Origin of the sequence: Phytohabitans flavus, from assembly GCF_011764545.1 — a bacterium.
In the GTDB taxonomy this organism is placed as follows: Bacteria; Actinomycetota; Actinomycetes; order Mycobacteriales; family Micromonosporaceae; genus Phytohabitans; species Phytohabitans flavus.
Window position 1 is genome coordinate 7,865,666 of sequence record NZ_AP022870.1, and the last position, 22,479, is coordinate 7,888,144.

A 22,479-nucleotide genomic window follows, 5' to 3' on the forward strand; every position below is an offset into this window, starting at 1 on the left:
CCCGGGAGCCTCCGTTGACCGCATCCACATTGGACACCGAGCTGGCCGCGGCCGCTGGCCGCCGCTGGTGGAATAGGTGGACCATCGTCCTCGGCCTGGCGCTGCTGCTCGTCGGCGGCTTCGTGGCGGGGATCGAGGTGCAGAAGGCGTATGGCGAGACGCCTGCGGCCACCGGACCCGGGGGCGGCTTCCGTGGCCAGGGCGGTAACCCGGGAGGCGGCATCCCGACGGCCTTCCCCGGCGGCGGCTTCCCGGGTGGGCCCGGTGGGGGCGCCCAGGGCGGCCGGAGCGCCGAGGCGACCACCGGCACGGTGAAGCTCATCGACGGCACCACGGTCTACGTCGAGACGGAGTCCGGCGAGGTGGTCACGGTCCGGACCGACGGTGACACTTCCGTGAGCGTTCCGGGCAAGCTCAAGGACCTCAAGGCCGGCGACAAGGTCAGCGTGGAGGGCGGCACCGACGCCGAGGGGTCGGTTACCGCGTCCTCGGTTACGAAGACCGAGTGAGCCGCATCAGCGTCGAGCGGCCGACCTGCTCGGTGAAGCCCCACCGCCGGTAGAAGGGAAGAGTTCCGGCTGGCAGACCAGCTCGACGCTGCGCACCTGCGCCAGCCGCGGGTGCCGTACGACGGCGTCCATCAGCATCGCCCCGACGCCCGAGCCCCGTACGTCAGGCGCCACGAGCACGTCCAGCACGAGCGCGAGGTACACGCCGTCGGTCAGCACGCGGGCAAACCCCACAAGCCGGTCGTCGGGGCGATGTAGGAGCGCGAAGACCAGATCCGACGCCCCGAGCATCGCGGCCACGTCATCGGCCACCCGGTCGGCCGTCCACCACCCCGACGCGAAGAGCTCCATCAGCTGCGGCAGCCGCTCCGCCTCCACCCGATCCCGCAGCTCCACGTCCCGAAGATCCATGGGCGCGAGACTATATAGAGCTTTCGGAGCCGGGGTGGCGTCGGCGTCTTGTCGTGGATGAAGGTCCAAATTCAAGGGCGTTGGGCTACCGCGATGTCCGTTGTGGTCCGGACCGTCGCTCCCGCGGCCTCGCCCTTCGCGGTTGGGCAAGCTCACCCCTGGGTCGTGGTCGGCCGACCGCGACCTTCGCTGCCGGGTCCGCCGTCCAGCCCAACCTTTGACCTGGTTCGGCGGTTGGGCGGGGCCGTCCAAGATAGACACGCGCCCAGAGGAGCGCCCGGTTTGCCTTGATCGGCGCTACGACGGGCGCTGTCTGGCAGATCGTGGTACCTAGTTGCCCCTGGAGAGGCAGTTGGATACCACGATCTCTCGCGTACGCCAACCCGACCGCGCCGATCAAGGAAGCGGGTCTGCGGGTCGCTGCGGGACCAGCATCATCCAGGACCAGAGGGCCGCCCACTTGACGGCAAGGTCGCCTTTGATCGCCGGCGCGGCCACTGTAGGGAAGCAGAGCAAAGGCGCAGACCGCCGGCGCGTTCGTTGCCGCGCTCCTGGTGCGGTGGAACTACACGGAAGTGTTGAGCGCCGTCGACCCCGGTCACACCATGAAGACGGGGCGTGTCAGATGGTCGTGTACAAGATCTTCTTTGAAGGAGTACACAGGTGTCCATGGTTCAAGATCGGCATGGCGTGGGGCACCAATGCCGGGTACGCCATCAACCCCGCACCTGACTTCGGGCCGCGGCTGGCATCCTTTCTTCACGGGGTACAGCACAGCTTTCCGCGACCAGAACAACGATCTCTACTTCTGGGTGCCGATCGTCGGGCCGATCCTCGGTGGCCTCGGCGGTGCGGGCCTGTACCAGATGCTCATCGGCAGGTTCCTGCCGCGCGAGGAGCCGCCCGAGCCGGGCCGGGTGCCGATTCCCACCCAGGAGACCGTGCGGGCCGGACAGTAAGGAGAACGAAATGGCTGACTTCGTCGGCGCGGTGGATCAGGGCACGACAAGTACGAGATTCATGGTCTTCGACCACGGCGGCAACGAGGTGGGGCGCCACCAGTTGGAGCACGAGCAGATCCTGCCGCGGGCGGGCTGGGTCGAGCACAACCCGCTGGAGATCTGGGAGCGCACCAACGCGGTCATCCGCACCGCGATGAACAACCTCGGGCTGCACGCCTCCGACCTGTCCGCCCTCGGCATCACCAACCAGCGCGAGACGTCCATCGTGTGGGATCGGCGTACCGGCAGGCCGTACTACAACGCGATCGTCTGGCAGGACACCCGTACCGACCAGATCGCCGCGGCGCTCGACCGCGACGGGCGGGGCGACGTGATCCGGCAGAAGGCCGGCCTGCCGCCGGCGACCTACTTCTCCGGCGGCAAGGTCCAATGGATCCTGGAGAACGTCGATGGGGTACGCGCCGCGGCGGAGAGCGGCGACGCCATCTTCGGCAACACCGACACCTGGCTGCTATGGCACCTCACCGGCGGGGTAAACGGCGGCGTGCACGTCACCGACGTCACCAACGCCAGCCGCACGATGCTGATGAACCTGGAGACGCTCGACTGGGACGACGAGCTGCTCTCCTTCTTCGATATCCCGCGGGCGATGCTCCCGCAGATTCGGCCCTCGTCCTACCCGAGCGGGTACGGGGTCACGCTCCCGGGCGGCCCGCTCGGCGGCGAGGTACCGCTCACCGCGGACCTCGGTGACCAGCAGGCGGCGACCGTGGGCCAGGTCTGCTTCGCCGAAGGCGAGGCGAAGAACACCTATGGCACCGGCAACTTCATGCTCCTCAACACCGGTACGTCGATCGTGCGCTCGAAGTCCGGCCTGCTCACGACCGTGTGCTACAAGCTCGGCGACGCCCCTGCCGTGTACGCGCTGGAAGGCTCGATCGCGGTGACCGGCTCGGCCGTGCAGTGGCTGCGCGACCAGCTCGGCATCATCAGCGGCGCGGCGCAGAGCGAGTCCCTGGCCGCCCAGGTGGAGGACAACGGGGTGTCTACTTCGTACCCGCCTTCTCCGGCCTGTTCGCCCCGTACTGGCGCTCCGACGCACGCGGCGCGATCGTCGGCCTGTCCCGGTACAACACGAACGCCCACCTGGCCCGCGCGACCCTGGAAGCGATCTGCTACCAGAGCCGCGACGTCGCGGTGGCGATGGAGCAGGACTCCGGCGTACACCTCGACGTGCTCAAAGTGGACGGTGGCGTTACCGCGAACCGGCTTTGCATGCAGCTGCAAGCCGACATCCTCGGCGTGCCGGTGAGCCGCCCGGTAGTGGCCGAGACGACCGCCCTCGGCGCCGCGTACGCGGCAGGGCTCGCGACCGGCTTCTGGAAGTCGACCGACGAGCTGCGCCACAACTGGAACGAGAGCGAGCGCTGGTCGCCGACCTGGTCACAGGAGCGGCGCGAGGACGGGTACGCCAACTGGAAGAAGGCGGTGCAACGGACCCTGGGCTGGGTGGATGTATGAGCGATCTCGCACTGCGGGCTCGGACCCGGGCGAGCCCGCCGACTCAAGGTCAACTGGACGGGTCAGTCGGCGGCGGGTGCGGCGGCGCCGGCCGACCGCGCCTCCTCGACAGTCGGGTAGGTCTCCAGCACCTCGACCAAGCCGCTGACCTCGAGAATCCGCAGCACCCCGCGCTGCGGCGCGGCGAGCCGGAAGATGCCACCGGCCTCGTCGCAGTTGTTTTTCGCGCGAACGAAGACCGACAGTCCGGTCGAGTCACAGAAGGAGAGGTCGGCCAGGTCGAAGACCAGCCGGCTGCGCCCCTTGTCGAGCAGGTCCGTGATCTGGTCCTGGAGCTGCGGCGCCGTCCCCATGTCTAGCTCACCCGCAACCGTCACGACGACCGTGTCGCCGTGCTGGACCGTGCTCACCGTCAAGGACATTCGCTACCTCCCGTACGGGGACGAAGGTACTCCACAAGCGGTCCTCGCGCAGGAGAGGGGCGCCCACCGGCCGGTCATGCCGTCACCCGGAGGCCGGCGGTGTGCTCCGACTCGTGCAGCTCCAGCGCGGTGATGCGGCTATCGCGCGGTATGTCATAGACGACGACACCAGCCACCCGGTTGCCGGGGTTTATCTGGTTCTGGAAGAGCTGCTGCTCGGAGTTGGCCAGGATCCCGGCCGCGCTGTCTGCGGCGTAGCGAACACCGCCTGGCCCGTACGCCCGCTGGAGCGCGTCGGCAAAGGTGGCGGGGCGCTTGCCGACGTTGCTGATGGAGAGCTCGGCCAGGCAGTACTGCCCGACCGCGGTCTGGTTGACGAATGAGTCGCCGATCTGGGCGACCCCGCAGTCGATCCGGCTCACCATGAACTCGAACGCGCCGTCCCGCCCGGCCTGGCCGACCGCCACCGTGTCACCCCGGTCGTGGGTGATCCGGCGGTAGATGTCATCGCCCCAGGTCACCACCGTGGCTACCGCGCCTGCGCAGGCGAACAGCGAGGCGAGCACGATGCCGGCGCCGATGAGCAGGGCCACGCGTGCCCCGCGATCAGACCCGCCGTCCGATGGTTCTTGCATTGGGTGATTCTAGGCTTTTGTCCGATGTGGCGAAGGTGGCTTGGTGATAAGGCACCCTTGAGGCCATGCAGCTGATCTCCCTCGACGACGTCCGCGCCGCCGCCGGAAATGTCGCCGGTATCACGCTCCGCACGCCGCTCCTTTCCGCCCGCTGGGACGAGGAGCTGTGGCTCAAGCCCGAGAGCCTCCAGCCGGTCGGCTCGTTCAAGCTCCGCGGTGCCACCAACGCGGTGGCCCAGCTCAGCGCCGAGCAGCGGGTCCGCGGGTGATCACCCACTCGTCAGGCAACCACGGGCAAGCCCTCGCGTACGCGGCCCGGCGCGCCGGTGCGCCCTGCGTGGTCGTTATCCCGGACGTCGCGCCGGCGGTCAAGGTCGAGCAGGTGCGCGCCCTCGGCGCCGAGGTGGTGCTGGTGCCGCCGCCGGAGCGGCTGGACGTGGCGCAGGAGCGGGCCGAGAAGGACGGGCTGGCGCTGATCCCGCCGTACGACCACCGGGACGTCATCGCCGGCCAGGGCACGATCGGGCTGGAGATCGCCGAGGACATGCCGGACGTCGACGTGGTACTTGTGCCGGTGGGCGGCGGCGGACTCGCCTCCGGGGTGTCGACCGCGATCACGGCCCTGCTGCCGCGGGCGAAGGTGATCGGCGTGGAGCCCGAGCTGGCCGCCGACGCCCAGGAGTCGCTGGCCAAGGGGGAGCTGGTGGCCTGGCCGACCGAGCTGAACTACCGCACGGCGGCGGACGGCGTGCGGGTCAACCTCTCCGAGCTGACCTTCGCCCACCTGCGCGAGCGGCTCGACCGGATCGTGACAGTGACCGAGGACGAGATCCTCGCCGCGATGACCCGGATCGTGCGGGAGAGCCGCCTCGTGGTCGAGCCGACCGGGGCGGTGACGGCGGCCGCGCGCCTCTTCCACGCTGGCGAACTGCCGCCGGGGCGTACCGTCGCCGTGGTCTCGGGCGGCAACGTCGATCCTCGACTGCTGATCGCCGCCCTTTCCTGACCATATCGTGACCTGTCCGGGTTTACGGGCTTCGGTCCCGACGTCCATAATGTGACACAGCTCAATGGATGTGTGTTCCGTCCGGTGGAACGCGGCTGCCCGGAGGGATACATGACGGTGATCCACGCCCACGACCTGGTCGCGATAGCGACGAAGGTGCTGCTCGCCGCGGGCACTCCGCGTTCAGGTGCCGAGGCCGTCGCTGCCGCGCTTGTGGAGGCCGATCTGGCCGGCCAGGAGGCGTACGGTGTGCGCCGCCTGACGCCGTACGTCGAAATGATCACTGCGGGCGCGATCGACCCCAAGGCGGTCCCGCGACTCGGCGGTGTGCGCGCCGCGGCGGCCGTGGTGGACGGGCGCCGCGGGTTCGGTGAGCTTGCCGCGCGGGCGGCGGTCGAGCACGTGCGGCGCCTGGCCCGGCAGTACGGCGTGGCCAGTGCCACGGTCGGCAACTGCGGCGACGTGGGCCGGCTCGGCGGGTACGTGCGGACGCTGGCGGCCGAAGGCGCGATGGGGGTCGCGCTGTGCCGTGGGCGCCCGCTGGCCTGGGCCGCTCCCCGCGCCGCCGGGCGACCGCCGCTGGTCGCCGAGGTCGATGCCGACGCGGGCCTCACCTTCATGATCGAGCTCGTCGGCGGCCTGCTCACCGAGCCGGGTCAGGCGACTCGCGAGGCGACCGGCGGCACGGTCATCGTGGCGATCGACGTGGCGGCGTTCCGGCCGGTGGACGAGTTTCGGCAGCACGCCGAGCGCTTCTGCGCGCTGCTGACGGCGGCTGCCACCCCGGTGGCCGTCCCCGGTGAGGCGGAGGCGGCCACCCGTGCGTCCCGGGTGCGTGACGGCATCCCGATGGACGACGACGTCTGGTCCGAGCTGGCCGCCCTCCCAGGCGGCCCGGCCCGCATCTGACCAAACCTAGGCCCTAGGCGCGGCCGAGGCGGTCGAGGATCCACGCGGCGACGAACGCCTCTTCCTTCCAGGCGTCGTACCGGCCGCTGGGGCCGCCGTGGCCGGCGCCCATCTCGATCTTCAGCAGGTACTCGCCGCTGGGCGAGGTCGCCCGCAGCCGTGCGATCCACTTCGCCGGCTCGTGGTAGAGCACGCGCGTGTCGTGGAGGCTTGTCACGGCCAGGATCGCCGGGTACTTCACGGCCGTGACGTTCTCGTACGGCGTGTACGACTTCATGTACGCGTACACGTCCTGGTTGTCGAGCGGGTTGCCCCACTCCTCCCACTCCGTGACCGTGAGCGGCAGCGACGGGTCGAGGATCGAGTTGAGCGCGTCGACGAATGGCACCTGCGCCACCACGCCGGCGAACGCGTCCGGCGCGAGGTTGGCCACCGCGCCCATCAGCAGGCCGCCGGCCGAGCCGCCCCGGGCCACAAGCCGGTCGGTGGCCGTCCAGCCCGCCTTGACCAGGTGCCGCGCGCAGGCCACGAAGTCGGTGAACGTGTTCTTCTTGGCCAGCAGCTTGCCCTCTTCGTACCACCGGCGGCCGAGCTCGCCACCGCCCCGGATGTGCGCGACCGCGAAAATCACGCCACGGTCCAGCAGGGAGAGGCGCGGGATCGAGAACCAGGGGTCCATGCTCGCCTCGTACGAGCCGTACCCGTAGATGACCGCGGGTGCCGTGCCGTCCTTGAGCGTGCCGGCGCGGCAGATCAGCGAGATCGGCACGCGAGTGCCGTCGTCGGCGAGTGCCCAGTCGCGGTGCTGCTCGTACGCCGCCGGGTCGAAGTCGCCGAGCACCGGCTTCTGCTTGCGCAGCACCATCGTGTGGGTGACGAGGTCGTAGTCGTAGACCGAGTCGGGCGTCACGAACGAGGCGTAGTGGATCCGCACGGTCGACGTCGCGTACTCCGGGTTGGACTCCAGGCCCACGCTGTAGATCGGCTCCGGGAAGTCGATGTCGTACGTCTCGGTGGAGCCGACCGGCAGCACGCGCAGCCCGGTGAGCCCGTCTTTGCGCAGCGACACGACCAGGTGGTTGGCGAACGCGTCGACCCCCTCCAGCCGCGTGCCGGGGGTGTGCGGGATCAGCGGGGCCCAGTCGCCGGGCGCGTCGGCCGAGGTGTACGCGAGCTCGAAGTCCTCCGCGCCGTCGTTGTGCAGGATCAGGAAGCGGTGGCCGTGGTGCTCGACCGTGTACTCCACACCCTGCCGGCGCGGTGCGATGATCGCCGGCGCGCCGGTCGGGTTGCTGGCCGGGATCACCCACGCCTCGCTCGTGACCTTGCTGTGCACATCGACCACGATGAACTTCTCGGAGCGGGTCAGCTCGACACCCACCCAGAAGCGCTCGTCGGCCTCCTCGTACACCACCGCGTCGTCGGTGGCCGCGCTGCCGACGGTGTGCCGCCACACCCGGTACGGCCGCCACGCCTCGTCCACGGTCAGGTAGAAGAGCGTCGAGCCGTCGGCGGACCAGGCGCTGCCGTAGAACGTGTCGGGCACCTCGTCGGCCAGCACCTCGCCGGTGCGCAGGTCCTTGACCCGGAGGGTGAAGCGCTCGTCGCCGGCGAAGTCGGTGGAGTAGGCCAGCCACCGCCCATCCGGACTGACGTCGAAAGTGCCGAGCGCGAAGAAGTCGTGCCCCTCGGCGAGCGTGTTGCCGTCGAGCAGCACCGCCTCGCCGTCGAGCGGCGCACCGTCCTCGGTGGAGGGTGGCTCGGTCTCGCCGTCGCGTACCGCCCGGCGGCAGTAGATGCCGTACTGCTGGCCCTCGACCGTACGCGTGTAGTACCAGTGGTCGCCCTTGCGCGTGGGCACCGAGAGGTCGGTCTCCTTGGTGCGCCGCTTGGTCTCGTCGAAGAGCGTGTCGCGCAGGCTGGCGAGGTGCGCCGTGGCCGCCTCGGTAAAGGCGTTCTCCGCCTTGAGGTACGCGATCGTGTCCGGGTCGTCCTTGCCGGCGAGCCAGGCGTACTCGTCCACGACGGTGTCGCCGTGGTGCGTGCGTTCGGCGGGCACGCGCTTGGCGACCGGTGGGGTCGCGGCGGTTTCGGTCGTCACGTACGACCACGTTACCGGGCGTCATGGTCTGGCGCGGGGACGCCGGTTCTTCGTACACTTGTTCGATGACGACGCGCGGAGCCCTCTTCCGGAGCCTCGTCGACATCTGTGGCATGCGCTTCGCCAGGCTCGCCGGTCGGGCCGACACAGTCGCCGGCGCGCAGGCGAGCTGGGTCGCGGCGCCGCCCACGATCGACGGCGTCGCGGCCATCGTGCGCCTCGCCGTCGAGCACGACCTCGCCGTCGTGGCCCGGGGCGCCGCCACCAAGCTCGACTGGGGTGCCCGACCCACCCGTGCGGACATGCTGCTCGACACCGGCCGCCTGGCTGGCGTCTGGCACCACGCGCCCACCGAGGGCGTGGCCGAGATCGGCGCGGGTACACCGCTGCGAGCCGCGCAGGCGGCGCTCGCCCGCGGCGGCTACAGGTTGGCGCTCGACACTCCCTCCGTCGGAGCCACGATCGGCGGTGTCATCGCCGCCGACGAGGCCGGCCCGCTGGCCCATCGCCACGGCTCGGTCGCCGACCAGCTCGCCGGCGTGAGCTACGTGAGCGCCACCGGCATCCTCACCCACTCCGGTGGCCGGGCCGCCGACGGTACGCCTGATCGGGGCGTCGGCCGTCTGCTGAGCGGGTCGGCCGGTGCGCTCGGCGTGATCGTCTCGGCCACCGTCAGGGTGCTCCCCCAGCCTGCCTCCCGGGCCTGGGTGCGCCGGTCGATCTGGACCCCGCTGGAGCTGTATGACGTGGTGCGCGGCCTGCTCCGCAGTCGGGTCCAGGCGGCGGCCGTCGAGTTCGACCTCCCGGCCAGCCGGCCCGTGCTCGTGCCCCGGCAGCGGGCTCCGCGCGGCCCCGGCACGCTCGCGGTGTTGCTGGAGGGAGAGCCCGGCGAGGTCCTGGAGCGCTCCACCCGGATGGCTGACCTGCTCGGCGAGGACGCAGCGATCCGCTCCGAGCCGCCGGCATGGTGGGGGCGCTATCCGTTCGGCCCCGACGACGTCGCGCTGCGCGTCACGGTGCCCTCGGCCGACCTGCACGCCGCCATCTACGCGATCCGCGACGCGGCGGGCGCGACCGTGCCCGTGCGCGGCTCGGCCGGCACCGGCGTCGTCCACGCGTCGCTACCCGGCAACGCACACCCCGACCGGGTCGCCGCCGTGCTGGAGGCGGTGCGCGGGGTGCTGCTCGGCCGGGCGGGCTCGTGCGTGGTGGTCTCCGCCCCGCCCGCGATCCGTGACGCGGTCGACCTGTGGGGCCCGGTCGCCAGCCCCGATCTCGTGCGCCGGGTCAAGGAGCGCTTCGACCCGGCCGGACGCCTCGCCCCAGGCCGGTTCTACGGCGCCTGAAGTTTTTTCCGCGCGCTGTCGATTCGCGTGCGGTTCGTTCGACGCCCTGGTAGAGCCATTGGTGGCGACGAACGAGGACGAAGGAGTGCGGACCATGCGATTCATGCTGCTGCTCAAGGGCGACCCGCCACTGCCGGAGGGTGGCGACAGCGACGCGATCTCGCAGCCGCCCGCGGAGCTGATCAGCGCGATGGGGAAGTACAACGAGGAGATGGCCAAGGCCGGCGTCCTCCTGGCCGCTGAGGGGCTGTACCCCAGCTCGACCGGGGCGCGCGTGGTCTACCGGGACGGCAAGCGCACGGTTGTCGACGGGCCGTTCGCCGAGGCGAAGGAGCTGATCGCCGGCTTCTACCTGATCCAGGTGCGGTCCAAGGAGGAGGCCATCGAGTGGGCCTCCCGCTGCCCGATGGAGGCTGCCGTGCCGCCGGGCATGGAAGGCGTGGTCGAGGTGCGTCGGGTAGGCGAGACCGCCGAGATGGAAAACATCACCGATGAGCAGCTGGAGCAGGACCGCCAGCTCAGGGAGCAGATCGCGGGCTTCTGACGCGTCGTACAGGCGAAGATCCTGGTCGTTCACCCCTCACGGCGAACGACCAGGACCTCGCTCAGCGGATCGCGAAGAGGGCGTCGGCGTACTCGGACCGATGGGCACGGTGGAAAAGCCCCAGCTCCGACAGCGCCTTGTCGACGCTGGGCTGGTCCCGGAACGTATCCAGGTGCTCGCCCCAGAGGTCGAGATCCTTCCGCCAGGCGGCGACGTACTCCCGGCAGATCTTCGGCGTGATGAACGAGCTCGCGCCCTTCGCCGCCCGGAGCGACGCCTGGACCTTTTCGCGTTTGACGGGATCCGCGATCCGGCTTTCCGAGCGGGCCAGTACGTCGTCGAGCAGGCGCCGCCTGCGATAGAGAAAATCGGCCCAGAAAACGGAGTCGGCATGCTCGGGGCCCAGCCCATTGTCGAGCAGCCAGTAAATCCCTTCGGCGAGTGAGTCGCCCAACTCTTCCCTGGCAGCTCGCTCCGGCGTGGCGAACGGATCGTACTCCTTCTGCACCGCCCGGCCGGTGACCGCGACCTTGAACGGAACGCCGTCGCCGAGAAGGAAGAACCAGTCTTCGTTATAGATATTGGGGAAGAAGGACCGGGTGTTTTTCGGCGCCACCAGCATCGCGCCGCCACCGATGAACGTATCCTGCTCCCCGTCCACGGCGCGATAGGCATGGCAAACGACGGAGTTGTCTTCGTAGCCGAAATTTTCCAGGCCGACCGCGCGGTAGTTGTCGAGCAGGCTGGCCGCCCCGCCAAGGTCGTCCGGATTGACGCCGAAGATGTCGTCGTCGAGGAAGAGGATGCGCTCCCACCCAGCGATGCGCGCCAGGAGAAGACCGAGGTTTCGCTTGAGACTGAGGTCTACGACGCTGCCCATGCCCGCCTCTTCGAGCAGGGCCTCGGTCGCGAAGCCCGGAATCGCCCGCACGTCGTCGCAGTCGATCGCCAGGACGGTGGCGCCCAGACTCTGGCCCAGCTCGGTGGCTTCCGATGCCCGGGCCGCCTGGCTACAGAGCGCGACCACCGGGCAACCGACCTTGAGACCCAGCAGGATCGCCTCGCGCAGGGTCACCGCCCCGCGCGCCGTCGGCACGACGATCGCGTCGAGGCTTCCCGCACCACGAGCCGGGACCCGGTCCAACAGGTGCCTGTGTGAGCCATGGTGGAAGGACGGATCATGAGGTAAGTCCGTCAACGCTGTGTCTTGCCAGCGGCGCGGCAAGGTCATGAGTTGCCCTCCGGCCATTCGTGAAGGACCGTGTCCGGGAGGGTCCAGTCTGGCGTCATTACCACACCGCTAACGATCTGCACCCGCGCGAGGATACTGAAGGTGTCCCCGTTGCGGAATCGGTCCTGTAGATGCTCCGCATTGCGATCTCGGAAACGCTCGTCGGTGAGACTCCGGACGGCCCCGAGGACACCCGGCTAAACATGCCGTTGCAGATAGTGACCGTTCGCTCGCGATTCAGGGGATTGCGGGTACGGAAGATATGCGCGACGTCCTCGACCAGGATCCGTCCGGCCTCGGTTTCCTCCAGCCGCGGGGTGAACAATACGGATCGATCGCCGTCTGTCACCTTGAAGCCGCCTCGATTCGGGTCGTCGTCGTCCGAGCTCTGTACGACCGGCACGTCGACCAGGCGGAGGAGGTTGCGCGTGGTCTCATTCCAGTCCACCCCGCCGAGCACGACCAGGTGCGTCGTGTAGTCATCCGGCGTGAGGCTCGCCGCGCTCCGGTACACGACGTGCAGGGTCGGGTTGGTCGCCCGGATGTGTCCGTGCAGCTCGAAGAGCGCGTCAAGGTCGGTGAGGGTGTATAGCTCCGTGTAGTCCGGGTCGTCGAGTCGGGCGTGCGGCATGGCTTCGCGAAGTCGCGCGGGCAGCTCGGCGCAGACGATGGTGACGGGCGCGCCGTCGCTGAAGTGCCACGGGCCCTGCCCGACGATGTCAAAGTGGACACTGTCCGCGCCGATGGGACCGGCGACGGCGGCATTGCGGAGCATCAGCAGCTCGCGGCTGAGCGCGTCCTTGGCCGCAAGCTCGACATCGGTGAGCTCGGTGTCGCTCACGAGCTGGTAGGAGCGGTCCGCGACGGATCGACGGGTGCAGAAGAAGCTTGCGTAGCTGGCCAGTCGCTCGGCTGGCGGGGTGATCGGCTTGTGCTGGCGCTCCCACGAAGAAATGAGCGGAACGCTTACGTGCAGCGCAGTGGCCAGCTGGGCCTGGGTCACTCTCAGGTCAGGCCAGTGGTTTTCCCGCAATGCGCGAAGGCGCAGGGCGAGCGTGCGGGCCGCTCCGTCGGCAGGTTGCACGATGTGCCCTTCAGAAGTCTTCAGTGTAGTGACTGAACCTGGTATACCGCAACGGCTGGGGGCAACGCCAGCCCTTCGCCCAAGGTTCAAGACCAGGAACAGCACGTAAACGTCGTGACTAAGATCTGTCACGTTGCGATCATGCCTGGGCGATTGTGTGGCGTCCCCTGTGGACCCTACGCTGAATGTACCTAATCTGATCTGAACTTCAGTCACTGCCCTGAAGATTCAGGAGGAGGTGGCGCGATGCGAGGGCTTCTTCTCTCTTGCCGGACCCGGTCGCCGCCGGCCCGTTGGGCGCATCCGCACGCCAAAAGCGAGACACCCCCGGCCGCAATCCAGGGGTGTCCGCATCTGAGGTCGGTAGATCTTCCCCCATGATCAGGAAGGGACCACCGTGGAGACTTTAACTCCGTATGCCCTGTTTGCCAATCAGGCGGACGGGTCTGGGGCTGGTGCTGAGGGGCGTTTTCTCGTCCTCGTCGCCGCAGCCTTCGCGCTCCTTTTCGCGCTCGGCCAGATCCGTCGCTCGGTCGCACCGCTCGAGTCGGTCCTCCGGTCGCTCGGCGCGGCCGCACTCGCCGCAGCTCTCATCGTCGTCGCCTTCATCCTTTTGGTCGCGTCCGTCGTGCTGTCCGCCTGACCGTGCCGGCGCACGGCCCCACAAGCGGTGGAGCCGTGCGCCGGTTGCGGTCAGGCTGGGATTTCAACCCTGCTGCGGGAGGACGGGTAGTGGCGCGAGTGGGAGCAACGTCATGGTGACCGACATATCTATTCGCTTGGTTACGGAGGGTGATCTATCGGCGCTCGCTGAGGTGTTCGGCCAGAGGCTGTTTTTCGCCGACCGCCTCCGGCGTCAACGGGAGGGCAAGGGCGAGCTGCGCGTCGCGTTCTGGCGCGGTGATCTCATTGGCGGCGTCTACTTGTGGTTAGAGCCCGCCGAGGAGCCGGAACTTCGGTTGGGGCTGCCTCGCGTGCCTCTGCTCCAGCACCTTGAGGTGCGAGAAGACCTCCGTAACCACGGGTTCGGCACGGCCCTCGTCCTGGACGCGGAGGATCGTCTGAGAAAACTGGGTCACCCGAGGGTGGCGCTCGGGGTAGATCTGCATAATCATGACGCCGCGCGTCTGTACAACCGGTTGGGATACATGGTGTGGCGTTCTCGGCCAGTGGTCACCGTGAGGGAAAATTTCCATCCGGACGGTAGTCGAAGTAGGACTCCCGAGCTTTGCCTGATCTACGTCAAGGATCTTGTTGCGCACCGCAAAACATGAGGGGCTACATGACCTGGCTCGTGACCGGCGGCGCCGGGTACATCGGAGGCCGCGTCGTGGAGCACCTTCACCGCGCCGGGTATGAGGTGGTCGTCTTCGACGACCTCTCGACCGGGCTCCGGGAGCGCATACCGCCGGGCGTGTCGTTCGCCTATGGAGCCCTGACCGACTATCGAGCGGTCCAGGCGCTGTTCCGCCAGTACCCGATCCGGGGCGTCGTGCATCTTGCGGCACGAAAGTCGGTGGGCGAGTCCGTGCTCCGTCCACAGTGGTACTGGCGGGAGAACGTCGATGGTCTCTCGATACTCCTGAACGTCATGAACCAGTCGGGCGTACGTCATCTGCTTTTCGCGTCTTCGGCAGCGGTTTATGGCGATCCGGCATCGAGCCCGGTAAACGAGCTGATGAAGACGATGCCGATAAACCCGTACGGCAAGACGAAGCTCGTCGGCGAGAGTCTGATCCGGGCCGCCGGTGACCGCCACGGCCTTTCCTGGCTTGTGCTCCGCCATTTCAACGTGGCGGGCTCGGTCGGCCCCCGCTTCGCCGACCGCAGCCGTACGAGCCTGCTGACGAACATCTTCCGGGCGGCGACGGGTGGTCCGGTGCTGGCCGTGCTGGGCACCCAATATCCCACCCCCGACGGCACGGCGATCCGGGACTACGTCCATGTGGACGATGTCGCGAGCGCGTACGCGAAGGCGGTGGATCTCTTCTCCAAGCAGCCGTCGAGATGGCCCGGTGGCGAGATCCTCAACGTCGGTCGCGGGACCGGGACATCGGTGCGGGAGGTCATCGCGGAAGTCGAGCGGGTGATCGGCCGCGTGGTGCCGCGCCGCGAGATGCCGAATCGCCCGGGTGACCCAGCCGCCGTCGTCGCCGATCCACAGAACGCGATGGACCGACTGGTCTGGAAGCCCGAAAGCGAGCTGGCCGAGATGGTGGAAAGCGCCTGGCAGGCGTGGTGCGCCTTGTCGAGCGGGCGCCCGCGTCAGGTCTCCGGGTCGTTGCGGAGGACCAAGATCGCGATGTCGTCGCGGGGGCCTTCCGCCGAGAAGCCCATGGTGGCGGCGCGGAGCCTGGCCGCCACGATGTCCGCCGAGTAGCCGGCCAGCGGCGCAGCCGTGTCGCGCAGCCGCTCCGGGCCGAAGAGCTCGCGGCCGCGCCGCCGCTCGGTGACGCCGTCGGTGTAGAAGACCAGCGCGTCGCCCGGGTCGAGCAGCACGGTGGCGACCGGCGTCGCGATCGAGTCGAGCAGGCCGAGCGCGGTGCCGCCGGTACCCACGAACGACGCCCGCCCGTCCGCGCGGACCAGCACCGGCCGGTCGTGGCCGGCGAGGTGCAGCGAGACGTCGAGCTGGTCGCCGTCGCCCCGGCCGACCGCGGCGAGCGCCAGCGTGCAGTACCGCCCACCACCCCGCTCGACGAGCGTGTCGTTGAGCCGGCCGAGCGCCTCGGGCAGCGGCTTGCCGTCGCCGACGAGCACCCGGATCACGTCGCGGACGAGGCCGGTGACCGCCGCCGCCTGCACGCCCTTGCCGGACACGTCGCCGACGACCACGAGCCACCGCTCGTCGGGCAGCGGGACAACGTCGTAGAAGTCGCCGCCCACCTCGGCGGCGTCGCCGGTCGGCACGTACTCGGCGGCGAAGCCGATGCCCCTGACCACCGGCAGCACGGGCGGCAGCAGCGACTGCTGGAGGGTGTGCGCGACCCGGCGGCGCTCCTCGTGGATGCGGGCGTTGTCGACCGCGAGCGCGGCGCGCCGGGCGACGTCTTCGAGGATCGCGATCTCTTCGGCGTCGTGCCGGTGTCGCGGGTGTCGCCCGACGGAGAGCGTGCCGAGGCGCTGCCCGCGCGCGGCGAGCGGCACGGCGAAGCCCTCCAGCGGCGGCCCCAGTGGCACTTGCGAGCCACTGCGGGACGCCTCCCGGAGCCGCGCGATCGGCGAGTCCGGACCGCTCTCCTGGAACATCGCGTGCACCTGCGGCAGCGCCATCTCGTCGGCGTGCGTGGCGGCGGCGAGCTGGAGCCGGCCCCACTCGTCGGTGGTGTGCACGGCACACCACTGGCCGAGCCGGGGGACCACAAGCTGGGGGATGAGCGCGAGCGTCAGGTTGACGTCGAGCGACTGGGCCAGCAGCTCGCTCGCCTCGGCGAGGAATGTCAGCCAGGTCTGCCGGCGCAGGTCGGCGCGGCGCAGGCGGTCGTTTTCCAGGTGGAGGGCGAGGCGCTCGGCGGCCAGCGCGGCGAGCGGCCCGGCGTACCCGGAGGGCGCGACGTCGAGCTCCAGCTCCCCTGAGTACGGCCGGTTGACGTTGAGCGGCACCCGCAGCAGCTCGGCGCCGGCGCGGGGCTGGCGCCCGTACCGGGCCAGGAGCTGCGCCCCGCTGCCTTCGCCCCGGTCGAGGCGGACCGCGCCGCCGGCGGCACCCACCAGCTCGGCGACCCGGGAGAGCAGGTGGCCGGCGAAGTCGGCGAGCGCGTCGTCGGCGTGCGGCTCGGGTGCGATCTGGAGCAGCGTGGTGAGTGCCCCGGCCGTGGGCGCGGGCGCCTCTGGAAGTGCACCCGCGGGCGGCACGGTCTTGCGGTCGAGCCGGAACCACACGCCCTTGCCGGTCGCCATATGTGTGGTGCCCCACCGGCTGGCGAAGTGGTCGACGAGTAGCAGGCCGCGTCCGCGTTCCGATACGTCCGAGATGTCTATCTCGTCGTTGCGCGGGCCCGCCGTCAGGGTCTCCGACGGGCTGGCTTTGTAGTCCGTCACCGTGACCATCAGCCCCGAGGGGCCCGCGATGACCTCGATGTCCAACTCAGTACCGGCGTGCACCACCGCATTCGTGGAAAGCTCGGTCGTCAGTAGGAGTGCCTCGTTGAGCAGCTCGTCCAGGTGGGCCTCGGCCAGCACCGACCGCACGACCGCCCGGGCCGCGGCCGGTGTACGCCGGTCGGCCGGCAGTCGGACGCGACGGACGTGCTCCGCCGCCGGGGCGGCGTCCGCTCGACTGACCTCCGCTGACACGCTTGCATCCTCTACCGCCCAGCCGGGTTCATCCAAGCTCTGCTTGTCACGCTACGTCGCTCGGCGCTCGTCCGCCGTCGTGGTTAAGGCCCGTAGCCTCACGACTCCGGCTCGGGCACTCGCATCTGCCGGACAGCACGAGCCATGATGTGGGGAACCACCCAAGGTGAGCGAGGACTGCATGACCACGGCAAAGCAGGTGAGTACCAGGCCGGCCTCGGACGAGGCCGCTGTTCTCAATGAGCTGGCCGACGCGTTGCGGCGGGTGCGCCGCGGCGACTTGAAAGTGCGCCTTCCCCGGCGGGCCGGTGTGGCCGGCGAGGTGGCCGACGCCTTCAACGACGTGGTGGCTCTCCAGGAGCGAAAAAACCTCGAGGTTCGCAAGATCAGCCGGATCGTCGGACGGGACGGTCGGCTCACCGAGCGCCTTGACGAGGAAGACGTCGACGGTGCCTGGGCCGACCACGCCCGCGCCATCAACTCGCTCATCGACGACCTGGGCCGCCCGACCACCGAGATCTCCCGGGTCATCGTGGCGGTCGCGGACGGCGACCTTTCCCAGCACATGGCGCTGGAGATCGACGGCCGGCCGCTGCGCGGCGAGTTCCTCCGCATCGGCCGCACGGTGAACACGATGGTCGACCAGCTCTCGTCGTTCGCCGACGAGGTGACACGCGTGGCCCGCGAGGTGGGCACCGACGGCGCGCTGGGCGGCCAGGCCGACGTCCGCGGCGTCGCGGGTACCTGGCGTGACCTGACCGACTCCGTCAACACGATGGCGTCCAACCTCACCAGTCAGGTGCGGTCGATCTCGCAGGTGACCACCGCGATCGCCCGCGGCGACCTCTCCCAGAAGATCACCGTCTCAGCCAAGGGCGAGGTCGCCGAGCTGGCCCACACGATCAACTCGCTCACCGACACGCTGCGGACCTTCGCCGAGCAGGTGACGCGGGTGGCCCGCGAGGTGGGTACCGAAGGCAAGCTCGGTGGTCAGGCCCAGGTGCCCAACGTGGCGGGCATCTGGAAGGACCTCACCGACAACGTGAACTCGATGGCGTCCAACCTGACCGCCCAGGTGCGAAATATCGCCCAGGTCTCCACGGCGGTCGCCAAGGGCGACCTCTCGCAGACCATCACGGTGGCCGCCCAGGGCGAGATCCTGGAGCTGAAGAACACCATGAACACGATGGTGGACCAGCTCTCCTCGTTCGCCGAGGAGGTGACCCGGGTTGCCCGCGAGGTGGGTACCGAGGGCAAGCTCGGAGGCCAGGCGCAGGTGCGTGGCGTCGCCGGTACGTGGCGCGACCTGACCGAGAGCGTCAACCAGCTCGCCGGCAACCTCACCGCCCAGGTGCGAAACATCGCCCAGGTCTCCACGGCCGTGGCGAAGGGTGACCTGTCGCAGAAGATCACAGTGGACGCTCGTGGTGAGATTCTTGAGCTGAAGAGCACTGTGAACACGATGGTGGATCAGCTGTCGTCGTTCGCCGACGAGGTGACCCGGGTGGCCCGCGAGGTGGGTACCGAAGGGAAGCTCGGCGGTCAGGCCCAGGTGAAGGGCGTCCTCGGTACCTGGCGCGACCTCACCGACAACGTCAACTCGATGGCCTCCAACCTCACCTCCCAGGTCCGCAACATCGCGAGCGTCACCACGGCGGTCGCGAAGGGTGACCTGTCGCAGAAGATCACAGTGGACGCTCGTGGTGAGATTCTTGAGCTGAAGAGCACTGTGAACACGATGGTGGATCAGCTGTCGTCGTTCGCCGACGAGGTGACGCGGGTGGCCCGCGAGGTGGGTACCGAGGGCAAGCTCGGCGGTCAGGCGCAGGTGCGGGGTGTGGCGGGTACCTGGCGCGACCTGACGGACAACGTCAACTTCATGGCCTCCAACCTGACCGCCCAGGTGCGAAACATCGCGCAGGTCTCCACCGCGGTCGCCCGCGGCGACCTCTCCCAGAAGATCACCGTCGATGCGCAGGGTGAGATCTGGGAGCTGAAGAACACGATGAACACGATGGTGGACCAGCTCTCCTCGTTCGCCGAGGAGGTGACCCGGGTTGCCCGCGAGGTGGGTACCGAAGGGAAGCTCGGCGGTCAGGCGCAGGTGCGGGGTGTGGCGGGTACCTGGCGCGACCTGACGGACAACGTCAACTTCATGGCCTCCAACCTCACCGCCCAGGTCCGCAACATCGCGAGCGTCACCACCGCCGTGGCGAAGGGCGACCTGTCGCAGAAGATCACGGTCGACGCCGAGGGCGAGATCCTGGAGCTCAAGCAGACCGTCAACACAATGGTCGACCAGCTCTCCTCCTTCGCCGAGGAGGTCACGCGGGTCGGCCGCGAGGTGGGTATCGAGGGCAAGCTGGGCGGCCTCGCGCGGGTGAAGGGCGTGTCGGGTACCTGGCGCGACCTCACCGAAAACGTCAACCAGCTCGCCGCGACGCTCACCACGCAGCTGCGGGCGATCGCGCAGGTGTCCACATCGGTGACCAAGGGCGACCTGACCCAGCGGATCACGGTCGAGGCGCAGGGCGAGGTCGCCGAGCTGAAGGACAACATCAACCAGATGATCGTGGCCTTGCGGGAGACCACCCGGAAGAACGCCGAGCAGAGCTGGCTCGACTCCAACCTGGCCCGCATCGGCGGCCTCCTCCAAGGGCAGCGCGACCTCGGCGAGGTCTGCCGGATGCTGATGGGTGAAGTGACCCCGCTGGTCGAGGCTCAGCTGGGCGCATGCTTCCTGGTCGACAACAACGAGGCCACGACGCGGCTGCGCCTGGCCGCCTCGTATGGCTATGTCACGCGTACCAATGAGGTTGTTTTCGGCCCCGGCGAGGGGTTGATCGGCCAGGCGGCGGTCTCCCGGCGGATGATCCGGGTGAGCACCGACGCCACCGGCGCGCTGACGCTGCGGTCCGGGCTGCTCACCACGAAGCCCCGCGACGTCGTGGTGCTGCCGATCCTCTTCGAGGGCGAGATGCTCGGCGTGATCGAGTTCGCCTCGGTCAACGCCTACTCCGACCTGCATATCTCCTTCCTTGAGCGACTCGTCTCCACGATCGGCATCGCGCTGAACACGATCCAGGCCAACCGGCGTACCGAGGAGCTGCTCTCCCAGTCGCAGCGGCTGGCGCACGAGCTTCAGGAGCAGTCGGCGGAGCTACAGCGCACGAACGCCGAGCTTGAGGACAAGGCGCAGCTGCTGTCCGAGCAGAAGGCCAACATCGAGACGAAGAACCGGGAGATCGAGCTGGCCCGGATCGGCCTGGAGGAGAAGGCGCAGCAGCTGACCCGGGCCTCGGCGTACAAGTCGGAGTTCCTCGCGAACATGAGCCACGAGCTGCGTACGCCGCTCAACTCACTGCTCCTGCTGGCCCGGCTGCTCGCCGACAACCCCGAGCACAACCTCACCGACAAGCAGATCGAGTTCGCCCGGACCATCCACAGCGCCGGCTCCGACCTGCTCTCGCTGATCGACGACATCCTCGACGTGGCGAAGATCGAGGCGGGCCGGATGGACGTCGAGCCCACCGAGGTCAACCTCCAGGACATCCGGGCGTACGTCGAGCAGGCGTTCACGCCGCAGGCCGAGGAGAAGGGCCTCGACTTCGCGGTTACTGTCGAGTCCGGCCTGCCCGCGGCGGTGGTCACCGACGCCCAGCGGCTCCAGCAGATCCTGCGCAACCTGCTGTCGAACGCGGTGAAGTTCACCGACACCGGCTCGGTCACGCTGACCATCGGACCGGCGGCACCGGAGGATCAGGCGGCCTCGGCCCGTCCGCTCGTGGCGTTCACGGTCGCCGACAGCGGGATCGGGATCTCGGAAGACAAGTTCGACCTCATCTTCGAGGCGTTCCAGCAGGCCGACGGCACGACGAGCCGGCGGTACGGCGGTACCGGCCTCGGCCTGTCGATCAGTCGCGACCTGGCCCGCCTGCTTGGCGGCACGATCGTGGTGTCCTCGGTGCCCGGCGTCGGCTCCACGTTCACGCTGCTCCTGCCGGACGTGCTGATGCCGGAGGCGATTCAGACGCCGCTGCCGATCGCACTGCCGGTGACCAGGGCCAACCTGCCTGACCTGCCGGCCCTGGCCGACCTGCCGATGCTGCGGCCGCCGATGGAGAGCGAGCGGCCGGCGTCGCCCGCGGCTCGCCAGCTCGACGGCGCCACAGTCCTGATTATCGATGACGATGTCCGCAACGTCTTCGCCCTGACCAGCGCGTTGGAGCTGCACGGCATGACGGTTCTCTACTCGGACAACGGAGTCGATGGCGTACGGTTGCTGGCGGAGCACCCGGAGGTGGACATCGTGCTGATGGACGCGATGATGCCGGACCAGGACGGCTACGAGACGACGCGCGCCATCCGCCGCAACCACCGGTTCGCCGAGCTGCCGGTCGTCTTCCTCACCGCGAAGGCGATGCCTGGCGACCAGGAGTCGGCGATCGGCGCGGGTGCGAGCGACTACATCACCAAGCCCGTCGACCTCGACGAGCTGATCGAGATGATGGCTGCCTGGGTCAACGGGGGCGGCCGGGAGGTAAGCAACTGATGGCTGTCGCCAAGGCGCTCCTGGTCGACGACCGGCGTGACAACCTGGTCGCGCTCGAAGCCATCCTCCAAGGCCTGCCGGTGCATACGGTCGCCGTGGAGAGTGGCGAGGCCGCGCTCAAGCAGCTCCTCGTCGATGACTTCGCGGTGATCCTGCTCGACGCGCAAATGCCCGACATGGACGGTTTCGAGACGGCCAGCCACATCAAGCGGCGGGAGCGTACCCGCCACGTCCCGATCATCTTCCTCACCGCCGCCGACCGCGACGCGCAGCTCGCCCTGCGGGGGTACTCGGTCGGCGCGGTCGACTACCTGACCAAGCCGTTCGACCCGTGGGTACTGCGCGCCAAGGTGTCGGTCTTCGTCGATCTCTGGATCAAGACGCAACAGCTCCAGGCGCAGTCCGAGGTGGTACGCGAGCGGGAGGCGCAGTGGCGGGCGCTGACCGAGGCCGTGGACGAGGCCACCGCCCTGCTCCGCTCGTCCGATCCGGACGCCCGCGAGCGTGCCGTCACCCTTCTCGAACAGGCCCGTTGGGGTTAACGGTGACCGTCAGCGGACGGTGAGGGCCGAGCGTAGGCCGGTGATGTCCAGCACGCGAAGCAGGAACTCGCCCACATTGGTGAGCATCAACACGCTTCGCGTGTGGCTGGCCTTCTTGGTCAGGACCACGATCGTGCCGAGGCCTTGGGAGTCACAGAACGTGACGCCGGCCATGTCGAGGACGATGCGAACGGGCGGGTCGGCCAGGATGTCGTTGACGACGTTGGAGAGCCGACCTGCGGTGAGCATGTCGATCTCGCCGGCGAGCTTTAGCACAGTCTCGTCGGGATCACGTAACACCGCGATGGACAACTCCGGACGTTCCACCCCAACAGCCTATCGTGATCTAGTGAAGGTCGCCCGGTGGAGCGGTTGCGGACGGGGTGCCCTGCCTTCACTCCAGGTACC

17 protein-coding genes and 3 pseudogenes are annotated in these 22,479 nt (G+C 69.0%); 12 read left to right on the forward strand and 8 right to left on the reverse strand.

Features of this window, described 5'->3' with window-relative positions; translation table 11 throughout:
- Positions 1-14 precede the first annotated feature (14 nt).
- On the forward strand, positions 15-509 hold the full coding sequence (locus Pflav_RS34790) for a hypothetical protein (protein ID WP_232072259.1): 495 nt from the start codon (positions 15-17) through the stop codon (positions 507-509).
- Between the two features lie 6 nt (positions 510-515).
- Here Pflav_RS34790 and Pflav_RS34795 read toward each other — a convergent pair whose 3' ends face one another.
- A complete protein-coding gene (locus Pflav_RS34795; protein ID WP_173040963.1) occupies positions 516-920 on the reverse strand; it encodes a GNAT family N-acetyltransferase in 405 nt (134 codons plus the stop codon).
- A 512-nt stretch (positions 921-1,432) separates the two neighbouring features.
- Between Pflav_RS34795 and Pflav_RS46610 the strand changes: the two are divergent.
- Positions 1,433-1,879 (forward strand): annotated as a pseudogene (locus Pflav_RS46610) (aquaporin); the annotation flags it as partial.
- Positions 1,880-1,889: 10 nt separating this feature from the next.
- Positions 1,890-3,403: pseudogene (glpK, locus tag Pflav_RS34805) on the forward strand (glycerol kinase GlpK).
- A 62-nt stretch (positions 3,404-3,465) separates the two neighbouring features.
- Here glpK and Pflav_RS34810 read toward each other — a convergent pair.
- Together Pflav_RS34810 and Pflav_RS34815 are read right to left on the reverse strand one after the other, a co-directional pair.
- Positions 3,466-3,825 carry an STAS domain-containing protein gene (locus Pflav_RS34810; protein ID WP_173040964.1) on the reverse strand — a complete coding sequence of 120 codons (360 nt, stop codon included), beginning with the start codon at positions 3,823-3,825 and terminating at the stop codon, positions 3,466-3,468.
- Positions 3,826-3,899: 74 nt separating this feature from the next.
- Positions 3,900-4,460, reverse strand: a complete 561-nt coding sequence (locus Pflav_RS34815; protein ID WP_173040965.1) for a DUF4352 domain-containing protein — start codon at positions 4,458-4,460, stop codon at positions 3,900-3,902.
- A gap of 65 nt (positions 4,461-4,525) precedes the next feature.
- On the opposite strand from Pflav_RS34815, the pseudogene Pflav_RS34820 reads away from it, so the two are divergent.
- Both Pflav_RS34820 and Pflav_RS34825 read left to right on the forward strand, forming a co-directional pair.
- Positions 4,526-5,466 (forward strand): annotated as a pseudogene (locus Pflav_RS34820) (threonine ammonia-lyase).
- 111 nt (positions 5,467-5,577) lie between these two features.
- Complete coding sequence (locus tag Pflav_RS34825) at positions 5,578-6,375, forward strand: Ldh family oxidoreductase (RefSeq protein WP_173040966.1); 798 nt, start codon at positions 5,578-5,580, stop codon at positions 6,373-6,375.
- 13 nt (positions 6,376-6,388) lie between these two features.
- On the opposite strand, the gene Pflav_RS34830 is transcribed toward Pflav_RS34825, so the two are convergent.
- On the reverse strand, positions 6,389-8,476 hold the full coding sequence (locus Pflav_RS34830) for a S9 family peptidase (protein WP_173040967.1): 2,088 nt from the start codon (positions 8,474-8,476) through the stop codon (positions 6,389-6,391).
- Between the two features lie 65 nt (positions 8,477-8,541).
- Here Pflav_RS34830 and Pflav_RS34835 point away from each other — a divergent pair, with 65 nt between their 5' ends.
- Positions 8,542-9,822, forward strand: a complete 1,281-nt coding sequence (locus tag Pflav_RS34835; protein WP_173040968.1) for an FAD-binding oxidoreductase — start codon at positions 8,542-8,544, stop codon at positions 9,820-9,822.
- Positions 9,823-9,916: 94 nt separating this feature from the next.
- The gene (locus Pflav_RS34840; RefSeq protein ID WP_173040969.1) at positions 9,917-10,366 is read left to right on the forward strand and encodes a YciI family protein; all 450 of its coding nucleotides are present in this window, start codon (positions 9,917-9,919) and stop codon (positions 10,364-10,366) included.
- Positions 10,367-10,427: 61 nt separating this feature from the next.
- Here the strand turns inward: Pflav_RS34840 and Pflav_RS34845 are convergent, their stop codons facing one another.
- Complete coding sequence (locus tag Pflav_RS34845; RefSeq protein WP_173040970.1) at positions 10,428-11,510, reverse strand: hypothetical protein; 1,083 nt, start codon at positions 11,508-11,510, stop codon at positions 10,428-10,430.
- A gap of 145 nt (positions 11,511-11,655) precedes the next feature.
- Positions 11,656-12,681 carry a helix-turn-helix domain-containing protein gene (locus Pflav_RS34850; protein WP_197938814.1) on the reverse strand — a complete coding sequence of 342 codons (1,026 nt, stop codon included), beginning with the start codon at positions 12,679-12,681 and terminating at the stop codon, positions 11,656-11,658.
- A 397-nt stretch (positions 12,682-13,078) separates the two neighbouring features.
- On the opposite strand from Pflav_RS34850, the gene Pflav_RS34855 reads away from it, so the two are divergent.
- From Pflav_RS34855 to galE, 3 genes are all read left to right on the forward strand, one after another.
- Entirely contained in the window at positions 13,079-13,324 is a 246-nt protein-coding gene (locus tag Pflav_RS34855) for a hypothetical protein (protein ID WP_173040971.1), read from the forward strand.
- Positions 13,325-13,436: 112 nt separating this feature from the next.
- Positions 13,437-13,955, forward strand: coding sequence for a GNAT family N-acetyltransferase (locus tag Pflav_RS34860; protein WP_173040972.1), 519 nt, complete (start codon positions 13,437-13,439; stop codon positions 13,953-13,955).
- Positions 13,956-13,963: 8 nt separating this feature from the next.
- On the forward strand, positions 13,964-15,061 hold the full coding sequence (gene galE, locus Pflav_RS34865; RefSeq protein ID WP_173040973.1) for a UDP-glucose 4-epimerase GalE: 1,098 nt from the start codon (positions 13,964-13,966) through the stop codon (positions 15,059-15,061).
- On the opposite strand, the gene Pflav_RS34870 is transcribed toward galE, so the two are convergent.
- Positions 14,947-16,977: a SpoIIE family protein phosphatase gene (locus Pflav_RS34870; RefSeq protein ID WP_173040974.1), complete on the reverse strand. Its 2,031-nt coding sequence runs from the start codon at positions 16,975-16,977 to the stop codon at positions 14,947-14,949. The two genes, galE and Pflav_RS34870, sit on opposite strands and share 115 nt — an antisense overlap.
- A gap of 181 nt (positions 16,978-17,158) precedes the next feature.
- On the opposite strand from Pflav_RS34870, the gene Pflav_RS34875 reads away from it, so the two are divergent.
- The gene (locus Pflav_RS34875; protein WP_173040975.1) at positions 17,159-21,529 is read left to right on the forward strand and encodes a HAMP domain-containing protein; all 4,371 of its coding nucleotides are present in this window, start codon (positions 17,159-17,161) and stop codon (positions 21,527-21,529) included.
- Positions 21,526-22,071 (forward strand): response regulator, encoded by a 546-nt coding sequence (locus tag Pflav_RS34880; RefSeq protein ID WP_173042810.1) that lies wholly within the window; start codon positions 21,526-21,528, stop codon positions 22,069-22,071. The genes Pflav_RS34875 and Pflav_RS34880 overlap by 4 nt, the downstream gene beginning before the upstream one ends.
- Positions 22,072-22,080: 9 nt before the next feature.
- Here Pflav_RS34880 and Pflav_RS34885 read toward each other — a convergent pair whose 3' ends face one another.
- The gene (locus Pflav_RS34885; protein WP_173040976.1) at positions 22,081-22,398 is read right to left on the reverse strand and encodes an STAS domain-containing protein; all 318 of its coding nucleotides are present in this window, start codon (positions 22,396-22,398) and stop codon (positions 22,081-22,083) included.
- Positions 22,399-22,479 lie beyond the last annotated feature (81 nt).